This window comes from Methanoculleus sp. MH98A (assembly GCF_000691865.1).
GTDB lineage: Archaea > Halobacteriota > Methanomicrobia > Methanomicrobiales > Methanoculleaceae > Methanoculleus.
Window position 1 is genome coordinate 1 of record NZ_JMIO01000121.1, and the last position, 5,235, is coordinate 5,235.

The following is a 5,235-nucleotide window of genomic DNA, read 5'->3' on the forward strand; positions in this document are numbered from 1 at the left end:
ACAACTCGCAGATGGGTTTCGGGGGGTCATCCTGATGGATATCATGATGCCCCGAAAGGACGGATGGGAGACGATCCAGGAGATGATCGACCGCGATCTCATGGAGGGGAACGTCATCGCGATGCTCACTGCAAAGGACGTCCCGGACGTGGAACTGGAGTGCCTCAAGGAGCACGTCATCGACTACATCACGAAGCCGTTCGAGCCGGACGAGATCGTGGCTCTCGTGAAGGGGTACCTCAATTACCTTCCGTAAGGGGGAGATTACATGGAGTATTCCTTATCTCTTCCCCGCGATAGGCGGACGATTGTCGTCATCGGTTCGTCGACCGGTGGGGCGCGAACGCTCGAGGTCATCTTTTCCCAGTTCCCGCTCGTCGATGCCGCCGTCATCCTCGTCCAGCACATGCCGCACTCTATGAACAGCGCGCTTTCCCGGCATATCGAAGAGATCTCGTTCATGGATGTCCGGGTTCCGGAGGACGGCGAGAAGATCGAGCACGGCACGATCTACGTGGCTCCAAGCGATCTCCACCTGAAACTCGTCGAAAACCGAACGATCAGCCTCTTTGACGACGAGAAGGTGCAGTACGTCCGGCCCTCGATCGACGTCGCCATGATGTCGCTTGAGCGGCGCGGCACCGACCGGTTCGCCGGGGTGATCCTCTCGGGGATGGGGAGCGACGGCGCCGAAGGGATCTCTCACATCAAGTCCATCGGGGGGACCACCTTCGCACAGGCTCTCCGGACCTGCGCCATCCACTACATGCCCCGCGCCGCGTTCGCGACCGGGCGGGTGGACCAGATGCTTCCGCCGGATGCGATCCGCGAGAATATCATCAGGTTCGCCGGAATCCTCTGACGCTCAGGCCTTTGTTGCAGCCTGCCTGAACCGGGGCCGGCGAACCCGAACGACTGCTCTAAATGCGTGAAGGGCCCATACTTCATGCATGGAGGTCTCGCCTGCTATCGCCCGGTACTTCGAGGAACTCGAGGGAGAGCTCGATGCCGCGATACGGCTCGCCGCCGCCGCACGCGCCCGGGGACTCGATCCGAGAACGGAGATCGAGATCCCGGTGGCAAGTGACCTCGCCGACCGCGTGGAGGCGCTCCTCGGCTACAAGGGTATCGCGGCCCGGATACGGGAACTCGAGGCGGAGATGTCCCGCGAAGAGGCGGCGCTCCGCATCGGCGACGATTTTGCGGCACGAAAGTTCGGCGAGACCACGCCGGAGGAGATCCTCGACCACGCCATCCGCGCGGCGATGGCGCTCCTGACGGAGGGCGTGGTGGCCGCCCCGACGGAGGGGATCGGAAAGGTCAGTCTCGGAAAGAACGACGACGGGACGGAATACTTAAAGATCTACTACGCGGGCCCCATCCGGAGCGCCGGCGGGACGGCGCAGGCGCTCTCGGTGCTGGTGGGCGACTACGTGCGCCAGGCGCTCGGCATCAACCGCTACATTCCCCGGCCCGAGGAGGTGGAGCGCTACATCGAGGAGATCCGGCAGTACAACAACATCATGAGCCTGCAGTATCTCCCGAGCGAGAAGGAACTCCGGATGATCATCGAGAACTGCCCGGTCTGCATCGACGGCGAGCCGACGGAGCAGCAGGAGGTGAGCGGCTACCGGAACCTGGAGCGGGTGGAGACGAACACCGTCCGGGGCGGGATGGCGCTCGTCGTCGCGGAAGGGCTGGCGCTGAAGGCCCCGAAGGTCCAGAAGAACGTCCGGAAGATGAAGATGCAGGGCTGGGACTGGCTCGACGACCTGATCAGCGGCGGCGCCTCGGCGAAGAGCGACGACGACGATGCGAGCGCCGCGATCAAGCCGAAAGACAAGTACATCCGCGACCTGATCGGGGGGCGGCCGGTCTTTTCCTACCCGATGCGCAAGGGCGGGTTCCGGCTGCGCCTCGGCCGGGCGCGGAACACCGGGTTTGCGGCCGCGGGCTTCAACCCGGCGACGCTGCACATCCTCGGGGACTTCCTGGCGGTCGGGACGCAGATGAAGGTCGAGCGGCCGGGGAAGGCGGCGGGGGTCGTGCCGGTGGACTCGATCCAGGGGCCGACGGTCAAACTCCGGAGCGGGGAGGTGCGCCGGGTGGACGACGCGGCGGAAGCCCGGCGGCTCGCGGGGCAGGTGGACGAGATCCTGGACGTCGGCGAGATGCTGGTCAGTTTCGGGGAGTTCATGGAGAACAACCATCCCCTGATGCCGCCGAGTTACTGCGAGGAGTGGTGGATGCTCGAGGGCGGTCCCCGGCACCCTGAAAACGAGCTCGAGGCGATCGAGTTCGCGCTCGACGGGGCTCCGCTCCATCCCGACTACACCTACATGTGGGACGACGTCGCCCCGGCCGATATCGCCTCCCTCGCGGAAGCGGTCGGCACCGGCGGGACGGTCGAGGACGGGATGCTGATGGTCCCGAACACCCCCGAGACGAAGGCGGTCCTCGAGGAACTCCTCATACCCCACCACCTCGCGGGGGACCGGCTGGCGATCCGGGAGCACCTGGTGCTCCTCGCCTGCCTCGGGCTGACGCTGCAGCTTACGAAGCGGCCGGCGTGGCAGGACGCGCCGATGGAGAACTCGCTCGACCTCGTGGCGCACCTCTCGGGCTTTACGGTGCGCTCGCGGGCGGGCACCCGGATCGGCGGCCGGATGGGGCGGCCGGGGAAGTCGAAGCCGCGGGAGATGCGCCCGCCGCCCCACTCGCTCTTTCCGATCGGCGACGAGGGCGGTGCCCGCCGGTCGTTCCAGGCCGCCTGCTCCTCGAAACCCCGGTCGAACACCGACGGCGGGGTGATCGAGGCGGAGGTCGGGGAACGGCAGTGCCCCGCCTGCGGCGCCTTCACCTACAAGAACCTCTGCGAGTGCGGGGCGCACACGAACCCGGTCTTTCGGTGCCCCCGGTGCGGCAAGGACGTCGGGCAGGAGGTCTGCCCCCGGTGCAACGCGGAGACGGTCTGCCTCCAGAAAGTCACGATCAACGTGAAAGCGGAGTACCTGGCCGCGATGGAGAACCTCGGGGTGCGCGAGTCCTCGGTCGCGCTCCTAAAGGGCGTGAAAGGGCTGATCTCGCGCGAGCGGCCGGTGGAGCCGATCGAGAAGGGGATCCTCCGGGCGTTGCAGAACCTTTATGTCTTCAAGGACGGCACCGCCCGCTACGATATGATCGATCTTCCCCTGACTCATTTCCGGCCGGACGAGGTCGGTGCTCCCATCGAACGGCTCCGGGAACTCGGCTACACCCACGACATCCACGGCGGGGAACTCGTCTCGGACGACCAGGTGCTGGAACTCCGCCACCAGGATATCCTGGTCTCGGAGGGCTGCGGCGAGTGGCTGGTCCGGGTGGCGAAGTTCGTCGACGATCTCCTGGTGCGGCTCTACGGGCTCGAACCGTTTTATAAGGCGGAGAAACCCCTCGACCTCGTCGGCCATCTCCTGATGGGGCTTGCCCCGCACACGAGCGCCGGGGTTCTCTGCCGGCTGATCGGGTTTTCGAAGGCGCCGGTCGGCTACGGCCACCCGTTCTTCCACGCGGCGAAACGGCGGAACTGTTTCTCCGGCGATACGGAGATCGCCGTCTCCGACGGGCGGCGGTGGATGTCGCTGCCGATCCGGCAGTTCGTAACGGAGAACTTCGATATATCGAAGCCGGGGCTTGACCACGTGGGAACGTTCTACTCCGATCCCCGCCAGCCGTTCTACGTCCGGAGCATCGACCCGCAGGGGAAGACCAGCCTGAAGAGGGTGACCTCGGTCTCCGTCCACCGCGCCCCGGCGCACCTGATCCGGTTCGCGACACGACGGGGGAGGGTCCTTACAGTGACGCCCGATCACGCGATGCTGGTCTGGGACACGGATTACCTCCGGAAGGTCAGGGCGCTCGAGGTCGCGGTCGGCGACCGCGTCCCGGTGGAGGAGGGCGGGCTCGTCGTGGCGGACGAGGTCGTCAGCCGCGAGACGGTGCAGGCGCTCGACGACCGGGTCTACTGCCTGACGGTCGCCGACAATCATACGCTGGTCGCGAACGGGATCTTCTGCGGCCAGTGCGACGGCGACGAGGACTGCGTGATGCTCCTCCTGGACGGCCTGATCAACTTCTCCCGCGCCTACCTCCCCGATACCCGGGGCGGGACGATGGACGCACCGCTGGTTTTGACGACCCGGATCGACCCGTCAGAGGTCGACAAGGAGAGCCACAACGTCGACGTCTGCGACCACTATCCCCTCGAGGTCTACAACGGCTGTCTCGCCTACGCCCACCCCAAAGACCTCGACGACTACGTCGACCGGGTGGAACGCCGGCTCGGGACCCCGGCGCAGTGCGAGGGGTTCCTCTTCACCCACGCGACCTCGAACATCTCGGCGGGGCCGCTCGAGTCCACCTACACGAAACTCGGGTCGATGCTCGACAAGCTCGAAGCGGAGCTCGACCTCGCGAAGAAGATCCGGGCGGTGGACGAGGACGATGTCGCCGAGCGGGTCTTGAACACCCACTTCATCCGCGACCTCCAGGGGAACCTCAACGCGTTTTCCAAGCAAAAGGTCCGGTGCATGAAGTGCAACGCGAAGTACCGGCGGATGCCGCTCGCGGGGAAGTGCACCCGCTGCGGGGGGCACGTCATCCCGACCGTCCACGAGGGCTCGGTGAAGAAGTACCTGGAGATGTCGCGCAACATCTGCGGGACCTACGCGATATCGGACTACACGAAGCAGCGGGTGGAGGTGCTCTTCATGCAGATCGAGTCGACCTTCGGCGAGCCCCCGGAGAAGCAACTCGGGCTCGCGGATTTTATGTAGAGGGGCTGGAGGGCGCCGGAGGCCGTGCCGGGATCGGGTCTTCGTCCGGCGGAGCCGGCCGCCATCAAACTCATTACTTCGTAGGTTCAAGAGGTACAGGCGCGAGTGTTACCGAGCGGCCAAAGGTGATCGACTCAAGATCGATTCTCGTAGGAGTTCGCAGGTTCGAATCCTGCCACTCGCATTTTTTCTTGAAGTTATGGTTTTCTTTAAAATGCAACTGGAGATTTCTGCTTGACAAGCAATTAATTGAGTTAACCTCCTGTTCAAAGAAGGGCGGTATATATTCCGTGTTTTGTCATGCTGAAATCTCGAAAACACAATTAAGGATTCCCTTTCTGTTCATCCCTATTCGCTATCCCTTCCTTTTTTCTCCGTGGCATATCTTCGTAAATAGAGTCGACTACTTTTTCTTGGGTGA

General features: G+C 64.3%; 3 protein-coding genes and 1 tRNA gene. All 4 read left to right on the forward strand.

Annotated elements, in window-relative coordinates:
- Positions 1-256: two-component system response regulator (locus EI28_RS11790; protein WP_048115070.1), on the forward strand; the 256-nt coding region annotated here is incomplete at its 5' end.
- A 12-nt stretch (positions 257-268) separates the two neighbouring features.
- On the forward strand, positions 269-862 hold the full coding sequence (locus tag EI28_RS11795) for a CheB methylesterase domain-containing protein (RefSeq protein ID WP_048115072.1): 594 nt from the start codon (positions 269-271) through the stop codon (positions 860-862).
- Positions 863-950: 88 nt separating this feature from the next.
- A complete protein-coding gene (locus tag EI28_RS11800) occupies positions 951-4,814 on the forward strand; it encodes a DNA-directed DNA polymerase II large subunit (RefSeq protein ID WP_048115074.1) in 3,864 nt (1,287 codons plus the stop codon).
- Between the two features lie 101 nt (positions 4,815-4,915).
- Positions 4,916-4,998 (forward strand) — tRNA-Leu (locus EI28_RS11805).
- The last annotated feature ends 237 nt before the right edge of the window (positions 4,999-5,235 follow it).

What these genes read in the sequence shown, in the direction of transcription:
- EI28_RS11795 (WP_048115072.1), top strand. Translation starts at nt 269, where the DNA reads ATGGAGTATTCCTTATCTCTTCCCCGCGATAGGCGGACGATTGTCGTC.
- EI28_RS11800 (WP_048115074.1), top strand. Translation starts at nt 951, where the DNA reads ATGGAGGTCTCGCCTGCTATCGCCCGGTACTTCGAGGAACTCGAGGGA.